The following is a 16578-nucleotide window of genomic DNA, read 5'->3' as shown; positions in this document are numbered from 1 at the left end:
GCTAACTGCTACTTCTGCCTTCACAGTTCGGGACTTTCACCCTAGAGACTACACCCATGCCGGGCGCACAATGAAAAGGAAACCGGTTGGAACCAGCTTCCTTTTTATCCCTCAAGGGTTGATGGGGTACTTTTGGACAAATCTATTCGGTTCCAAATCAACCCAACAATAAATGTTAATATGATGGCTGTTATCAATCTAACCAACAAAAGGTAGATTACAGGGATACCAAGAGGAACAAAGATCAGCGTGTCTTCTACCACAGCATGACAGCCGCAAAGGAAAATAAAAGCCAATGTGGCATCCTTCTTGCTGACACCATCTTCTTTTACTGCTTGAATCATTACCCCAGCCCCATAAGCCAATCCAAAGAATAATCCTGCTGCAAGGGTTGTAGAGGTATTTTCTTTCATTCCTAATAATTTTGTAACTGGAGCCATCCAACGCGAAAATAACTTAAGTAGTTGTAAGTCTTTCAAAATTTGAATCCCAATCATCAAGGGTATTACTATTTCGGCAAGTTTTAATACACCGAGCAGTGCCTTTTCCATTCCATTCAAGATAATCGGCCATACGCCGATTATTTTCTCTTGTTCAGGCGCCAATGTGCCGAAATGAACTTGCTGTCCGCCACCATGCCAGCATAAGTTTATTATTATCGCGGAAAGAACCGCCAAGCCAACCCGAACTAGAATCATCACCCAAATTTTCACGCCCACTTTGACGGCAACACTCGATTCAATAAATAAGTTATGGGCAAAGCTTAACATGACCGCAATAATAAATACTTCCTTAAGTGTTAAATCAACAGATAATATTCCTGCAATACCAGCATACAAATTTAAAAAATTTCCTAATACAATTGGGATAGCTGCATCTCCGGATAAACCAATTAGCTTCATTAAAGGCGTGACTATTTTAATGATCCATGGCAATATTGGGGTAAATTGCAAAATCGTTATCACTAATGTAATAGGAAAAATAATTTTCCCTAATGTCCATGTTGTTTTTAGCCCCGACCATAAACCTGTTTTTAGTGTTTGCAGCATGTTCCATTTCTCCCCATTGTTCTTGTTATACTAAGATCTATTATTTAAGCTTGTGAATCAGTACTAAAGACTTAAGTGTCGGCACAGCCTCTGAATTTTTAAATTTAGATGGATGAGGGACATTTCCCCCTACCTCACGATTGTTTAATAGTTGTTTCCCGATAATGCATGGCAGAATAGCCCGCTTTTCTTCTAAAAACCCATAATATAATTGAAACCACTACCAGTGCGATAGAAATCATTTGGGCCATACGCAAATTACTTGTTAACATTAAGCTATCTGTTCTCATACCTTCAATGAAAAATCTTCCTATTGAATACCAAATTAAATAGCTTAAGAATAACTCTCCTCTACGTAAATTTACTCTTCTTAAGTATATAAGAATGATAAATCCAACAATATCCCAAATGGACTCATATAAGAAAGTAGGATGATAATAATGACCATTAATATACATTTGATTAATGATAAAGTCGGGTAAATGCAAATGTTCCAAGAATGTGCGGCTAACCTCTTGACCATGCGCCTCTTGGTTCATAAAATTACCCCAGCGTCCAATCGCCTGCCCTAAAATGAGGCTTGGAGCACAAATATCTGCAAGCTTCCAGAATGAAACATTTTTTGCTTTAGAAAAAATAATAGCTGTCAGTATTGCACCAATTAACCCGCCGTGGATAGCGATTCCACCATTCCAAATTTTAATAATTTCTGATGGATGGACAGAATAATAGCTCCACTCAAAAAGAACATAATAAATACGCGCACAAATAATCGAAATAGGGATTGCCCAAATCATTAAATCTGCAAATAAATCTTTATCAATTCCTAACTTCTCTCCTTCACGAATCGCCAGAAATAAACCGATGGCGATGCCGCATCCAATAATAATTCCATACCAATGCACTTCAAATGACCCTAGATGCAGGGCGATTGGATTCAGTGGTTTGATATTATCCATATTCATTGCTCCTTTTTAGACGAATAAATATTTAAATTCTAATTTAAGTAGGCAATCAGTAATTTTCCATTTATGTTTTTATATGAAAAACTCACCTATTCATTCATCTTTTTATAGACATCATTTTTCGTCCCCATCTTCAATGACATCAGCAAGTCGCTCGGTAAATTGTTGAGCAGCATTGACCCCCATTTTTTTCAAACGATAATTCATTGCTGCAACTTCAATAATAATGGCTAAGTTTCTTCCCGGACGTACTGGAATCGTTAATTTTGGTATTTCCGTATCAATAATTTTTATTTTCTCCTCATCCAGCCCAAGGCGGTCATACTGTTTCATTTGATCCCAAAGCTCTAAATGAACAACCATCGTGATACGTTTATGGCTGCGAACCGCTCCTGCACCAAAAAGTGTCATGACATTTATAATCCCAAGACCGCGGATCTCTAATAAATGTTCTATTAAGTCAGGGGCATTCCCCACTAGTGAATCCGTATCTTCCTGGCGAATTTCTACACAATCATCGGCAACAAGTCGATGTCCCCTCTTCACTAATTCCAACGCTGCCTCACTTTTACCCACACCGCTTTTTCCGGTAATTAATACTCCAACCCCATAAATATCAACGAGAACACCATGGACTGCCGTTGTTGGGGCTAACTTAAATTCCAAATAGTTCGTTAAATGACTTGAAAACCGTGTTGTTTTCATATTTGTACGCATAACCGGAACAGAATACTCGTTAGAAGCTTCGATTAATTCTTCCGGTATTTCCAAGCCACGTGAAATAATAATCCCTGGTGTTAAATCACTGCAGAGCTGTTCCAAGCGAAGCTTTCTTTCTTCTGGATCCAAGCGCTCGCTAAAGGTAATTTCGGTCATCCCCAGCAGCTGAATTCGGTCAGCAGGATAATAGTTAAAGAATCCGGCCATTTCCAGACCAGGCCTAGAAATATCACTTGTTGTAATCGGACGGTGGATGCCTTCTTCCCCGCTAATTAATTCTAAATTAAATTTTTTTATAATATCCTCAACACGAACCTTCGCCAAATTGTTATCCTCCTTGCATTAAATCTGTATCTGTATACAGACAAGCAACAAACAGATTTCTCCTTCTATATTGTAAAGCTTTCTTTATTGTAGCATTACACTGTAGCGGAAGACTACCCTTTAAATGAACAAATGCGGAAGCGCCTTGCTCATCGGCGTATGGATTTCGTAGTCGCAGGCTCGAGATAAAGGAAACACAGTGAGGTAGTTCACGAGCTGATGTTGACTTATCGTAGGGAGGAGACGGAGAAATCCACTAGCCGATAGGCGCTGTAGCTAGACGGATACAAGTACAAATGTCTTCCAAAGGTACCGAAATCATTCCGCTAAACATATTATAAGAATATAAGCACCTTCTGTATGTGCATTACCTTTCATGGGAGGAGAATGGGATGAAAATAATGCTGGATGCCGGACACGGACCGAATACTCCGGGTAAAAGGAGTCCTGACAATTTTAAAGAATTTGAATTCAATAGTAAGGTAGCAGATTTCGCGAAGGAGCTTTTGAATGAGTATAAGGATGTTACTGTTTATTTTGACCATTCAAAGAAAGAGGATGTTCCTTTAAAAGAACGTACGGATAAAGCAAATAAATTAAGAGTAGATTGTTATGTTTCTATCCACGCTAACGCATATGGTACAACTTGGAACGACGCTGAAGGAATCGAAACATATGTGTATGTAACAAAACCGAAGGAAGCCATGGAATTAGCGAAAAAAGTGCAAAAGAACCTTGTAATTCGAACTGGATTAAGCGATCGCGGCGTAAAAACTGCTGATTTTCATGTGTTGCGTGAGACAACGATGACTGCCATTCTTTGTGAATGCGGTTTTTACACAAATAAAAAGGAAGTGGCCTTATTAAAGTCGAAGATATATCAAAAAACTTGTGCAGAGGCAATTGTTAAAGGAATTGCAGACCAATACCATTTAAAAAAAGAGGATGTTAAAACAACGAATCCACCAGTTAAGAAAAAACAATATCGTGTCCAAATAGGGGCCTTTGAGAAGAAAGAAAATGCGCAGGACTTAATTAAGGAGCTAAAAGAAAAGGGATACGATCCAATATTAGTAGAATGAAGGGATAGTCCGTAAACGACTATCCCTTTTATTTTTCTTAAGCATTATTGGTGATTTGATTTATAAACTTATACGTTCACGTGAACATCTACGCATAAGACAATGTGAACCAAAATCATTTTTATTTAGCTGAATTTTTCTTTAAAATCGTATTTTGCAATATGACATTCGTAATCGACATTATCATTGCCATGAGAAAAGCCATCCCAAAACTGTGAATTTCAAAACTGTCTCCCATAAGCTTATCTGTTATTAGTAATGTGATCGCGTTAATTACTAGTAAAAATATTCCTAATGTCAATATGGTTATTGGCAAAGTTAAAATAATTAAAATAGGACGGACCAACACATTTAATATAGATAGAATAAAACTTGCTACTATTGCAGCTCCAAAACTTGATACCTCGAAGCTATGGAAAAAACCTGCAATTGCTACAAAAAGTATTGCATTGATGAATATGCTGATTAACCATCTCATAAAAAACAAAACCTCTTTCTAGAAAGGCTCTTTTCTTAAGACTTCTTGGAATGGATTTTTAAGAAAAGATGCCCGAAACTTATACATATTAATACCTATTTATCATGGACGGAACCCGTTTTTAGAAAACTGCCTCTTTTTTCTCCGCTTTCTTGATATTCACAGAGCCAGTTTTAGTATCTGCAAAAACCCTTGTTATCTCATCTGTGTTACCTGACTTTTTAAATTTCATTTGCTTTTGGGCAATATCCTTCTTTTCGAGAATGGTTTCTACATCATCAAGCTCAATTTTTATATTGCCAAAATTAGATTTACATTCCCCTTCCACGCCACTTCCATCTGGAAGATATAGATGAACATTTCCTGTTACAGCTTTCACATGAACGGTGTCTGCTTGATTTTCCAATGTACAGTGAACATTGCCGTTAAAAGATTGTAAATCAACCATATGATAGGAACCTACAACATCGATTTGACCGTTCATCGTTTCAGCAGCGAGTCTTTTTGCTTTACTATTTTGGATCGTAATTTTACCATTCGCTGTTTCCGCCTCTAATTTATCTGTTATCATTTCCTGCAAGGAGATTTTTCCGTTTGCCGTTTTTGTTTTAAAGTCCTGAACATCCATTTTTTCAGCGCTAATTTTTCCATTAAAAGTTCGGATAATCGCCTTCTCATAGGTGCTTCTAGGAACATATACAACGGTATCCACTTTCATCCATTTAGATTGTGTAGAAAAACGAAGACGTTTGTTTTCTACCGAAAAATAACTGTTTTCGATAAAAAAGCTTCGTGCATCATCTCGTTGATCTTTTCGATATACTTTAGCAAAGCATTCGACACGGGTATCTGGCTGATCCCAAGGCTTTATTTCGACATGACCATTTGCAACATCGATATCGATATGGGTAAATTCTGCCTCAGGCTGTTGAAAAACATGCGGAAATTCAACAGATTGATTAAATGGGAAATCAAACTCTTTAATTTTTTTCACAGCTGAATTAACAAAATCTAAAATCTTATCTTTTGTTGCATTGAACTGGAATCCTTCTTCCTCTTCCTCCGCCTTATCCTGATGCTTTTTATGATTTTCATGTCCTTTTGCAGCAGAGTCGATTTCATGTTTCATATCATGAACTGGTTCATTTTTCTCTTCATTTTCTAACGCTTCTAATAAGGTTAATGCTTCCTCAGTGGATAGCTTTCCATTCTTCACTAATTCCAAAATACGCTTTCTTTCCATATGCATTTTCAGCTCCTCCTTATTTATTGTTAAAGAAATTCTATAGATGGATTCATAAATTGATTGTTTATTATTACCTATTTCTATTTTCGCATAACCCTCGAGGTTCTTCCTCCGTCTTAAGTTGGAAATATTTTAGTTATTTTGATTTAGCCTAAGGGTTATAAGTTTAACTTATGTAAAAAAAGACGAATCACTGCAAGATCGGAGCGATTCGTCTTTTTTGTTAAGCTTCTGAAGGTTCGAAAACAGTGCTTCGTTTTTTCATAACCTTTTCTCGATATTCTTTTCTTTCTACATCTGACATTGCTTTAAAGCTTTTTAAAAATTTCTCGTATTTTGGTACTACCTCTTCAATTGTTCCATATGCTCTTACTTCACCATACTCAATCCAAAGCGCCTTCTCACAAAATGTCTTAATTTGTTTTAGTGAGTGGCTGATAAAAAATATCGTTTTTCCCTTTTCCTTAAATTCATTCATTTTTGCTTCACATTTATCTGCAAATATTTTATCTCCGACCGATAAAGCTTCGTCAATAATTAATATGTCTGGATCAATATTTACAGAAATAGCAAAACCTAATCGAGATTTCATACCGCTTGAGTAATTTTTTACTGGCTGATCGATAAATTTGCCAAGCTCCGCAAATTCAATAATTTCTGGTTCCAGTTCTTTAATTTGTTTTTTATTAAAGCCAAGCATTAAACATTTTAATTCAATGTTTTCTCTTCCTGTCAGCTGATTATCTAATCCAGAACTAATGGCAATTAAGGCAACCTCACCATTGATTTCAATCGTTCCGGATGTCGGTGGGATAATTCCGGATATTATATTTGACAATGTTGATTTACCGGAACCATTTACCCCAACAATACCTATAACATCTCCACTTTCTGCCTCAAAGGTGATATTCCTTAAAGCATAAAAGTCCTCACCATAACCCTTTGGCAAAAATATATCTAGCAATTTCTCAGAAGTACGATTATACATCTTATATTTTTTGGCAACATTATGGAGAACTACTGTTTTCGACACATTTCTCACATCCGTATTATAAAAAGTCAACAAATCGATTTCTAAATTTCAAATGCATAATGGATCCAATGGTAAATAGGACAAGAATAACTACCCAAAAATATATTGTATAATGCCATTCTGCAACTAAATACCACTTTTTCCCAAGCAATGAATTTCGATAACCCTCCACGATGTAGTAAATAGGATTTATCTTTAATATTCCTTGATATTTTGCCATTCCACCTGTTGGTGGCCATAATATTGGTGATAAATATATCATCATTCTCATAATTGCCTGCACTATCATTTGAACATCTCTTACAATCATGGAAAGTGTAGAAGTAATTAAAGACACCGATAAGGTTAGTGCAATAGCTGCAAACATATAGTACACCAATTCAAAATAGTGCAGGGATATGGAAAACCCATAAAATTGCAAGATCACCATAATAACTACTAATAGCATTAAATGCTGATAAAACTTCGCAATGATCACATAAGTAGGAATAATACTCATTGGAAAGCTCATTTTTGAAACCATCTTAATTCGTGAATAAATAGACTTCGATCCTTGCGTAATGGCAGGATTAATGAAAAACCATATTACAATTCCAGCCAACAGCCATGGAAAGTAATCTACACCACTTTCACCTTTTCTAGTGGTAATATGTCCAAAAACAAACCAATATACAGCAATTTGAATCATAGGATTGATAACTTCCCACAGTATTCCTAAATAATGACTTTTATTTGCACTTTTTACTTCATAGGCCGATAAACGGCTAATAAGATATATGCTATTAAATTGTTCTTTGATAATGGTTAAAACGGATTTCATGTAATATTCCTTCCCCGGAATACCTTGTCAACCACCCTTTTAGATGATTGTCCAGATTCCAAATAACAAAACTTCTCGTAAAAACTATTAAAAGCCGAGGATACTCGAAAATCATTTAATTGAATTTCTTTGATTGTTTCAATTACTTGTTCTGTTGTTTTTACTAATGGTCCTGGTGCCTGATTTTCAAAATCAAAATAGAATCCCCGCAGTGTATCCCGATACATATCGATATCGTAAACATAAAAAATCATCGGTCTTTTTAAGTTTGCATAGTCAAAAAAGACAGAGGAATAATCAGTAATCAGAAGATCAGAAATCAAATATAATTCCCGAATATCTTCATGATTGGAAAAATCATAGACAAATCCTTCATAAGGACTTAAATCAAAATTTTCCGCAACAAGATAATGCATCCTTAATATAATAACATATTCATTCCCTAGTTCTTCTTGTAATAAACGTAAATCTAAATCAAGGTCAAATTTGTATTTTCCTACCGCATAAAACTGATTATCACGCCATGTTGGAGCATATAATATTAGTTTTTTATCTAAAGGAATTTTATATCTTTCTTTTAACATATTAATGGTATCGCTCGTATTGGATTTATATAAAAAGTCATTTCTTGGATACCCTGACTCTATCATCTCTTTGTTAAATTGGAAAGCTCTCCTAAATATTTTTGTAGAATATTCATTAGGAGATACAAGAAAATCCCAATTACTTGCCTCTTTAATAAAATTTTCCTTGTAGCGTTGAGTAGAAGTACCTGGCATATGGACTTCATCCATATCTGCAGCCAGTTTTTTTAATGGAGTACCATGCCATGTTTGTAGATAGGTACAGTGCTTTGGCTTTGGAATCCATAAAGGCATACGACTGTTGGTTACCCAATATTTTGCTAACGCCATATGAAAAAGCCATTTAATTGAAAAACGATTTACATAATCGATATCTTTATCCTTAAAGTTATGAATAAACCTTTTATCAACACTCCACACAAGTTTATACTCTGGATGTGTTTCCTTCAAATATTCATAAATTGCTCTTGGGTTATCACTATATTGCTTCCCTAAAAAACTTTCAAATACAACTAGATTTTTTTTGGCTGGCAGCTTTCCAACCAAGGCAAATATCCGTTTGTAGAGTTTTTGAGTTAAAAAAGACTTTTTCCATCTATTTAATCTATTTTTGACTTTTATCAATATATCTTTGCTCCATCTATACTCATTAATACTAATATATAAATAATTATTATTTGTTTTTCCAATGATAACCTTTTTCTTGTTCTGTAAATAGTTAAGTTTTTCACTTAAAATTTCATTTTTTTGATTCCAATAGAGGTTTCTTGGAGTGCTTTTACCTACCTCTTGATTATCTTTCATATAACTTATTTCAACATATGGTTCCAATAATATCAATGATTTTTCAGCATATGAAAAGAAATCTTCCACATTGAATTCAAATTGAAATTTACATATAGCATGGTTTCCCTGCTTGGAATAAGAGGACTCGTAATTAATAGAATTGACTATTTTCTCCTCAATGCCAAGGTCTTCATTTTGAATAATAAGTGTCATATTCAATTCTGAAGGTGTTTCACCCTTATCGGGAATAATTATGTAACCGCCTATTGAAGCGGCACCTTCTTTTGTTAAACTACTTTTCTCCACAATTGCCATTGATTCTATTTCTTTCACGTTAAAGGACAAATTTCCTTTGTTCGTGGTGTATGGCAAGAGCACCATTTCTTTTTTACTATCAACATATAATGGCAGTGGAGCTGAGCTATCCTTAGTTTTTAGGCGAAATTGATTGGATTGTTCTTCATGATTTATCACAATATATAAATCCCAACATTGATTCTCCGTTATAATTGCCGATAAATATTCTTTACTTATTTTTGTACTTAAAAGGAAATTGCGATGAACTTCCTTGGATTCTTCAAACGTAATGTCTAATTTATCGTTTGAATGCCGGGACACGAATCTAAGATAAGTGAATTTCAAGTCCGTTTTACTGGTACTGAGTATTTGAAGCTTGTATTCTTCATTTTGATGACTGATTGATGTGAGCATAAAATTATTATTAGTTTGTACTGTCATGAAGTTTTTTAATACTCCTCTCAGAGTTTTTTCCACTTTCAAGAAGGTAATCTACGAGATTCCTACTGGAATGGCCTGTAGAATATTTATTCCATTCCCTGGAAAATTGGCGAATCTCCTCCATATCAAATTGATCATCGATAATTAGTTTAACAATATCTTCTGTAGTAAATACAACTGGACCAGGTACTATTTTATCATACTGTCCCCAAACCCCTTTATTTGAAATATACTGTTCCAAATCATATGGATAAAAAATCATTGGTTTTTCCAAAATCGCAAATTCAAATGGGATGGAAGAATAGTCACTTATTAAATAGTCGGTTACAAGAAGTATTTCATTAACATCGTTATAAGTGGAGAAATCAAGAACAAAACCACTATATTTCTTTTCAAAGTCTATAGTCTTATGAATCGCTGGATGCAATTTAATAATTAATATAAACTGGTGACTCAATTTTTCATACATATAGTCAAGATCAAGGTTAAGTTGGAAAGAGTCCAAGCTTTCATCACGAAAAGTCGGTGCATACAAAATAACCTTTTTTCCTTCAAAGGAATTATATCGGTCCTGAAGTCTTTTTTTAACTTCCGTTTGATATTGTGTATCATAAAAAAGATCGGTTCGAGGAATACCTGTATGAAGGATATTTTCTTCAGAAAGGTTAAAAGCCTCCATAAAAATATTCGCCATAACATCGGAACCGACAACGACTTTATGAAATTTATCGTATACCTTTAAAAATCGCTTATGAGCTGATTTTTTTCTATTCGTAATAAATTTATCTTTCAAACCGAATGTTTTGATAGCACCCGCAGCATGCCATAACTGGATGCACTGAACATCCGCTTTAAAAGAAGTCGCTGCTAAAAACCCAAAATAGTTATCCACTACTACGTATTTTGAGGTTGCCAGATGGAAAATATATTTAAACTGATAAAATAAATTAAGCGTTTGAATCTTGAATACTTTTTCATTAATTGTATTATTAATGTCCTTGTAACAGGAATTATCACATAAAAAGACCACCTCAAAAGGAACATTTTGCCTTTTCATTTCTTCGTAAACAAATTTTGGGTTTTGTTTAAATGAAAGGACAAATGTTACTTTATTTTTTAGTGGCCACAATTTAGCAAAGTTGAATTGTATTTTAAAAATCAGCAAATACAATCCAATAATTAATTCTTTAACCATTTTTAACGGTAAGCAAATCTTTTTTTATTTTCGTGGTTGAGATACCAATTGTTCTTGGTAAATAAACGACTTCACAGTACTCCTTAAGAAAATCAAATTTCCCCTTCCAGTCATCCCCCATGACAAACACGTCAACATCATTATTACGAATATCCTCAATTTTTTGTTCCCAAGAATCCTCAGGTATAACTTCATCGACATACCGAATTGCTTCTAGAATCACTTTGCGTTCATCAAAACTGTAATAAGCCTTTTTATTTTTGATTTCATTAAAATGGTCCGTAGAAATAGCTACAATTAAATAATCTCCAAGTTCTTTGGCTCTTTTTAATAAATTGATATGTCCCCAATGCAACAGGTCAAAGGTACCATAAGTAATAACCTTTTTCATTTACAATCTCTCCAGTTTAAATTTTATTCCACATATAATAAACGAATGAAAAAAATTCGACATGAATAGACGAACTTAAACATTATTATAAATCGAAAAAACTGTTCTTACAACGATTAATTGATAAATAGGGCTTAACTACTTCTATTGCCAATATATTGCATGCCATCCAGACCAGCAAATAATACAGGTATTGATGTTATATTACCCCCGTACAAAGATTATAAACTTCAAGACCAATATCAAAAAAAGAGTTAATCCCCAAACGGAAATAACTCTTTTTGATCTCTTCTTTTGAAAGAAGCGGAAATTTCCTAATGCTTCCTCCTAAGTAAGTCTTCCAATTGTCTTCCTATACAAGAGCTTTACCTTTTCAGGATAATATCCCCTTTTTTTGATTTGTGTAATTTCATGATACATTCTCTCACAATTCTTATGATCAATATAAGTGAATATTAAATCTTTTCCCTGACTTACTTGTTCTTTTTCTTTAAAATCGTTTTTAATGTACTCTTTTAATTCGTTATTCATGGTTTCAACATTATTTACAATACTACCTAAGAAGGTCTCTTCTGGTGCACGAAGTATGCCTCTTTTAAAGAAATCGTCAAAGTCAAAATGATAAAAGATAACTGGCTTGCACATATACGAAAAGTCAAATGAAACACTTGAAAAGTCCGTAATCATAATACTGCTTTCAATTAATAAATCTTGAACATTTTTTTCCCCGAGCTTTATTATTTTCATTCTAGGATTATCTGGGATATTAAAATGTTCAATATAAGGCTGCATTCGGTAATGCGGGTAGAAAATAAACTCGAGATTATACGTTTCAAGTATTTTCTGTAATTCTTCACTTTGCAATAATTCGCTGTACCTCTTAAAATATACAGATTCTAAAAAGGCTTCTTCTGTATTTAACCATTCTCTCCATGTAGGAATACAAAGTATTTTTCTGTTTCCCGATAGATCCTGTTGGAGTGGAAGTGCATCAAATCTTGACAGCCCTGTTATTTTCACATTCTTTTTAGGATATTGCATGCTATTAACAACAAGTTCCTGCTCTCCTTCAGAACTAACACAAAACATATCAAACGGATAATCATAATATTTACGATGATACTCTACATTTTTCCTACCTAATACACCATGTTGAATGAAAATCTTTCGTGCTTTACGATAATTAAAAAGCGAATATCCTTTAAATGGAAGAAAATATTCATTATCGTGTGAAGAAATATAGGTAGATGCCAAAAGCGTGTAAAGAAAATGCTTTCTTGTTCCAAAATATAGTACATTACCTAAATTTCTTATATTTTCAATATCATTGGATTCAGGATCAATTGCATAATATATTTCTTTGTTAGGAAATTTCTCTCTGCAGTATTTAAAAAAATGATAACCCGTATCTTGAGCAGTATCCGGTCTTTCCCCTATGATCCATATATCTTTTTTCTTATATAAAAAGATATACAATAACGGATGAATTAACATGAGCAACTTGCTGTAAAAATCAAAAGATAACACTTCAATTTTAATATTTCCTCTTGGAGTCAACGAAAAATAGTGATCCTTTATTTTCTTTATTTGCTTATCAAATAAAGAAGCTTTTCGAATACTTCTATCTTTTCGATAAACAAATTTTCTAAAACCAAGTTTTTTGGTTATTATTTCCCCTTCAAACTCAATAACAATATAAAAATCCCATATTCCATTGGAAAGGATTGATCCATTATTAATTTTCTGCAAATTAATTTTTGTTTCAAAACCACTCCATTGATAATCCATTATTTCTTTGCCAAATCGTTCGGTTATATCCGGTCTTTTGGAGCTATTTAATGGAATAACGATTTTTTCTTCTGTAAACCTTTTATGCAAAATAATGTTTCTTTTCATTTCTTGTGTCGAGTTTTTTCCATCAACAAAAGCCCACCCCTTTATCTTGAGTGTCTTATTGTTTGTTTTAAATACTTCAACATCTCTTATAATTCTTAATGAATTAATGGTAAAACATAACCCTTGAGTTCTACTGGAATACAGGTAACATTGGAGTTTCTCATCATTTTGAATGAAATCCCACATATATTGATACCTATTGATTTGTTCTTCCGGAAAACTAAGCAGAATCGTTTCTTCTTTGTCATTAATGGTACTAACAAGCTGAAAATCCCATCTGCCCTTAATTTCAGAAGAATTCTCTTGTATTATCTTTTCAAAATCAATAATTGTTTCTAGATGAATGATGTCAGATTCTTCATCTATAACCATTTCGGCATGAAAATCGATTTGCTCATTTGTATTTCGTTTGATTAATCTACATACAGGAAATAAATGAATATCCATTTTAGATAAGAAACGGTTCTGTAATTGAGCAGAAAGGTGTAATTTCCAACCATCCATTTTAAAATTACTCATTGTCCCCTGAACCGATACATTATCTAAAATAATGGAAAAATTACCTTTAATAGTTTGATAAAATTTAATATCAGAATATCTATTATTATTTTGAACTAAGAGTGTTGAATGTTCTCCCTGCCAATTTTCATTTGTAAATGTTAAACGGCTGACAACTTCCAATCCCGAATAATGTTCTACTAAATAGAAATCCCAAATTCCATATAAAAATTCATTTGATGGCAACTTTTGAAAGTCAATTTCAACTGTACCTTCCTTATTCTCATTAACATCAAAAGGAAAGTCGAAAAAATGCCCCGTTTTTCGGCTGGCGATTCGGAGAAATTTCTTATCATTTATTTCTTCATTAAATAATGCGAAAATAGTAAACAATGCGGTAGTGGAATTGATTACTTCAAAATGAAGCAATTCATTTTCGATTTGGTATTTACGTGATTCCTTTTTTGCATTGATGGAGGTAACTCGTAATTGGGAATCTTCCATACTAGACAACTTCCAAAGTACATTTTGGCTCAAATATAGATTATGTTTATGTTGGTCAATTTCATTCGTTAGTTTTTGTGTATCAACTAATTTACCTTCTTTCTTTATCTGCAACCAACAATCAAATAGACCGTAATTTAAGCTTTTTCGTATCCATTGTATGGGAATTTCTCCATTGAAAGTGTATTTCAAATTATTTTTATCTATTAATTCGTAGCTCTCTATTTTATACAAGAACTTTTTCCTATCTTTTACAAAAACCAAAAAAAGCTCACTGTTATTTCTATCGATAACACTGTTTACTAAGAGATCACCACTAAAATGTATCTTTTCATTTTTCTCTACCATTATTTCACGTATAGAAGATTTTATTATAGTAGAAAAATTTTTATCGATTTTTCTTTTTATACTGAACAATTATTATCACCACTCATAACAATTTGCACTAAATGAACTATCTTTGTATTATAACAAATTGCGACAAATTCATACAGTAAAAAAGGAAAATGATATAAGACACTTTTAGCTTTATTGTTGAAAAAGGAACTAATAGAAATAACATTCTTCTCTTTTATTTAGTAATGGAAAGTTGAAAGTAACCTTAATTTCGTTATAAATATTGTTCGTAATTATCAAAAAACTTCATCTACAATCTTTGCGGCAGCTACCCCATTATCCCAATCGCAATATACTTTATAGAAGTTCTCATACCGTTCCTTATATTCATCTTCCACTTTCTCGATATTTAGAATAGCATCGATCACTTCCTCTGATGTATGAAGAAGAGGCCCCGGAACATCCGTTTCTATATTAATATAAAATCCTCTTAAGGTATCTCGGTATTTTTCAAGATCATACGTATAAAATAATATTGGCCTTTTTAAATTTGCGTAATCAAAAAAGACAGAAGAATAATCTGTTATCAAAATATCCGATATTAAATAAAGCTCGGCAATATCATTGTATTTTGAAAGATTTAGCGCAAAATCCTCCAAGCCTTTTGTTTCAATATCGTCTGCAATAAAATAATGCATTCGCAAAAGGATAACATATTGATCACCAAGTTTTTCTTTCATATCCTGGAGATTCAGACTTAAATTGAATTTATACTTACCCGGTTCATAATATTCATCATCTCTCCATGTAGGTGCATACAAAACTACTTTCTTATTTAATGGAATGCCTAATTTTTGTTTTATATTTTTGGCAATTCTATTACGGTCTTTATGATATAAAATGTCATTTCTAGGATAACCATATTCTAAAACTTTTTTATTATATTTAAAGGCTCTTTTAAATATATCTGTTGAATACTGATTTGGTGAAATAAGATAATCCCATCTTCTGGATTGTTCATAAAAATGTTTTTTATAATTTGGATTAGCGGAATATACATCGTTCATATCAAATACCAGTTTTTTCAATGGAGTGCCGTGCCATGTTTGCAGATAAATATTTTCTGATCTTTTTTTTAAATGGAGAGGCATTCTTGAATTACTGACCCAGTATTTTGCAGTCGCTAAGTAATAATAATACGCAAAACTAAAACGTTTTATTTGCTTATGTTTACCGGGAATATCTTTTACCTTCTTATTAAAAATCCATATGTACTTAAAATCCATATTTTGTTTCACCATATGTTCATAAATGTACTTTGGACTATCTGAATAGTTCTTTCCCAAAAAACTTTCAAAAATAATGGTCTTTTCTTTTATAGGTAATTTTAAAAGAATAGTGTCATAAATAAAATAATACATTTTTGTTCTGCCTTTTAACGCACGTTTTAAATTTCTAGCAAAGTGATGAAATGTTAATAATCTGGAATACTTTTCTTCTTTTCCTTTTGCTAGTAATTTAATTTCATGTTTCACCACCATATTGGTGTTTTTTAACATGCGTTTAGAAACCTTTTTAGCAGAAAATGACAACAGATTAAAATTATTAGCTATTTTAGCTTTGTCCGCGAATAGCATTACAACCTCTTTTCTATATAAATTAAGAAATTGTTTGTCTAAATAATCTGTTATGAATGAATCCCCTTTTTCCATATCCCTCAAATCATTATAAATCGTTAAAAAGTCATGTAATCTTTGTTCTCTTTCTAATTGCATTAATGCCGGATTTGAGATAGGATCATTTCTTAATCTTTTGAAATATAAACAATCAGATAAATACGGAATTTCCTCCAAACCTAGAAATGCTAACTTAAATATGTACAATCGTGCTTGAATAAAGATGTACAAAATTGATTGCTCATTTCATACTAATC

General features: G+C 33.0%; 13 protein-coding genes. 1 reads left to right on the top strand and 12 read right to left on the bottom strand.

Features of this window, described 5'->3' with window-relative positions; all coding sequences use genetic code 11:
- Positions 1-104: 104 nt before the first annotated feature.
- The 3 genes from AN964_RS05855 to hprK form a co-directional block, all read right to left on the bottom strand.
- Positions 105-1049, bottom strand: coding sequence for a nucleoside recognition domain-containing protein (locus AN964_RS05855; RefSeq protein ID WP_055738803.1), 945 nt, complete (start codon positions 1047-1049; stop codon positions 105-107).
- A gap of 134 nt (positions 1050-1183) precedes the next feature.
- Positions 1184-2008: a prolipoprotein diacylglyceryl transferase gene (gene lgt, locus AN964_RS05850; RefSeq protein WP_437177097.1), complete on the bottom strand. Its 825-nt coding sequence runs from the start codon at positions 2006-2008 to the stop codon at positions 1184-1186.
- A gap of 120 nt (positions 2009-2128) precedes the next feature.
- On the bottom strand, positions 2129-3058 hold the full coding sequence (hprK, locus tag AN964_RS05845; RefSeq protein WP_055738801.1) for an HPr(Ser) kinase/phosphatase: 930 nt from the start codon (positions 3056-3058) through the stop codon (positions 2129-2131).
- 392 nt (positions 3059-3450) lie between these two features.
- On the opposite strand from hprK, the gene AN964_RS05840 reads away from it, so the two are divergent.
- A complete protein-coding gene (locus tag AN964_RS05840) occupies positions 3451-4140 on the top strand; it encodes an N-acetylmuramoyl-L-alanine amidase (RefSeq protein ID WP_055738800.1) in 690 nt (229 codons plus the stop codon).
- Between the two features lie 121 nt (positions 4141-4261).
- On the opposite strand, the gene AN964_RS05835 is transcribed toward AN964_RS05840, so the two are convergent.
- The 9 genes from AN964_RS05835 to AN964_RS05795 form a co-directional block, all read right to left on the bottom strand.
- Positions 4262-4618 (bottom strand): phage holin family protein, encoded by a 357-nt coding sequence (locus AN964_RS05835; RefSeq protein WP_055738799.1) that lies wholly within the window; start codon positions 4616-4618, stop codon positions 4262-4264.
- 121 nt (positions 4619-4739) lie between these two features.
- Entirely contained in the window at positions 4740-5867 is a 1128-nt protein-coding gene (locus AN964_RS05830; RefSeq protein ID WP_055738798.1) for a DUF4097 family beta strand repeat-containing protein, read from the bottom strand.
- 220 nt (positions 5868-6087) lie between these two features.
- Positions 6088-6897, bottom strand: a complete 810-nt coding sequence (gene tagH / locus AN964_RS05825) for a teichoic acids export ABC transporter ATP-binding subunit TagH (RefSeq protein WP_055741155.1) — start codon at positions 6895-6897, stop codon at positions 6088-6090.
- Between the two features lie 16 nt (positions 6898-6913).
- Complete coding sequence (locus tag AN964_RS05820) at positions 6914-7717, bottom strand: ABC transporter permease (RefSeq protein ID WP_055738797.1); 804 nt, start codon at positions 7715-7717, stop codon at positions 6914-6916.
- Positions 7714-9825 (bottom strand): CDP-glycerol glycerophosphotransferase family protein, encoded by a 2112-nt coding sequence (locus AN964_RS05815; RefSeq protein WP_055738796.1) that lies wholly within the window; start codon positions 9823-9825, stop codon positions 7714-7716. The genes AN964_RS05820 and AN964_RS05815 overlap by 4 nt, the downstream gene beginning before the upstream one ends.
- Positions 9809-11020 (bottom strand): CDP-glycerol glycerophosphotransferase family protein, encoded by a 1212-nt coding sequence (locus AN964_RS05810; protein ID WP_055738795.1) that lies wholly within the window; start codon positions 11018-11020, stop codon positions 9809-9811. Before AN964_RS05810 ends, AN964_RS05815 begins: the two co-directional genes overlap by 17 nt.
- Positions 11013-11411, bottom strand: coding sequence for a glycerol-3-phosphate cytidylyltransferase (gene tagD / locus AN964_RS05805; protein WP_055738794.1), 399 nt, complete (start codon positions 11409-11411; stop codon positions 11013-11015). The genes AN964_RS05810 and tagD overlap by 8 nt, the downstream gene beginning before the upstream one ends.
- A 327-nt stretch (positions 11412-11738) precedes the next feature.
- Positions 11739-14726 carry a CDP-glycerol glycerophosphotransferase family protein gene (locus AN964_RS05800; RefSeq protein ID WP_055738793.1) on the bottom strand — a complete coding sequence of 996 codons (2988 nt, stop codon included), beginning with the start codon at positions 14724-14726 and terminating at the stop codon, positions 11739-11741.
- Between the two features lie 215 nt (positions 14727-14941).
- Positions 14942-16552: a CDP-glycerol glycerophosphotransferase family protein gene (locus tag AN964_RS05795; RefSeq protein WP_055738792.1), complete on the bottom strand. Its 1611-nt coding sequence runs from the start codon at positions 16550-16552 to the stop codon at positions 14942-14944.
- Positions 16553-16578 lie beyond the last annotated feature (26 nt).

This window comes from Heyndrickxia shackletonii (assembly GCF_001420715.1).
In the GTDB taxonomy this organism is placed as follows: Bacteria; Bacillota; Bacilli; order Bacillales; family Bacillaceae_C; genus Margalitia; species Margalitia shackletonii.
This window is presented reverse-complemented; position numbering and strand designations above follow the sequence as displayed.

Excerpts from the sequence above, each read along its gene's own strand:
- AN964_RS05820 (WP_055738797.1), bottom strand. The coding sequence starts at position 7,717 with ATGAAATCCGTTTTAACCATTATCAAAGAACAATTTAATAGCATATAT.
- lgt (WP_437177097.1), bottom strand. The coding sequence starts at position 2,008 with ATGGATAATATCAAACCACTGAATCCAATCGCCCTGCATCTAGGGTCA.
- AN964_RS05830 (WP_055738798.1), bottom strand. The coding sequence starts at position 5,867 with ATGCATATGGAAAGAAAGCGTATTTTGGAATTAGTGAAGAATGGAAAG.
- AN964_RS05815 (WP_055738796.1), bottom strand. The coding sequence starts at position 9,825 with ATGACAGTACAAACTAATAATAATTTTATGCTCACATCAATCAGTCAT.
- AN964_RS05840 (WP_055738800.1), top strand. The coding sequence starts at position 3,451 with ATGAAAATAATGCTGGATGCCGGACACGGACCGAATACTCCGGGTAAA.
- AN964_RS05855 (WP_055738803.1), bottom strand. The coding sequence starts at position 1,049 with ATGCTGCAAACACTAAAAACAGGTTTATGGTCGGGGCTAAAAACAACA.
- AN964_RS05835 (WP_055738799.1), bottom strand. The coding sequence starts at position 4,618 with ATGAGATGGTTAATCAGCATATTCATCAATGCAATACTTTTTGTAGCA.
- AN964_RS05810 (WP_055738795.1), bottom strand. The coding sequence starts at position 11,020 with ATGGTTAAAGAATTAATTATTGGATTGTATTTGCTGATTTTTAAAATA.
- tagD (WP_055738794.1), bottom strand. The coding sequence starts at position 11,411 with ATGAAAAAGGTTATTACTTATGGTACCTTTGACCTGTTGCATTGGGGA.